This is a genomic window from Streptomyces tyrfis, from assembly GCF_037034285.1.
Classification (GTDB): Bacteria; Actinomycetota; Actinomycetes; order Streptomycetales; family Streptomycetaceae; genus Streptomyces.
Genome location: NZ_JBAGJZ010000138.1, coordinates 1 through 310 on the forward strand (window position 1 = coordinate 1; position 310 = coordinate 310).

A 310-nucleotide genomic window follows, 5' to 3' on the forward strand; every position below is an offset into this window, starting at 1 on the left:
GTTTCGCTCGCCACTACTCCCGGAATCACGGTTGTTTTCTCTTCCTGAGGGTACTGAGATGTTTCACTTCCCCTCGTTCCCTCCACACTGCCTATGTGTTCAGCAGCGGGTGACAGCCCATGACGACTGCCGGGTTTCCCCATTCGGACACCCCCGGATCAAAGCTCGGTTGACAGCTCCCCGGGGCCTATCGCGGCCTCCCACGTCCTTCATCGGTTCCTGGTGCCAAGGCATCCACCGTGCGCCCTTAAAAACTTGGCCACAGATGCTCGCGTTCACTGTGCAGTTCTCAAACAACGACCAGCCACCC

1 rRNA gene is annotated in these 310 nt (G+C 58.7%); it reads right to left on the bottom strand.

Annotation, left to right across the window (positions count from 1 at the left end):
• A 23S ribosomal RNA gene (locus WA762_RS35565) occupies window positions 1-261 on the bottom strand; the annotation flags it as partial.
• Window positions 262-310: the final 49 nt, after the last annotated feature.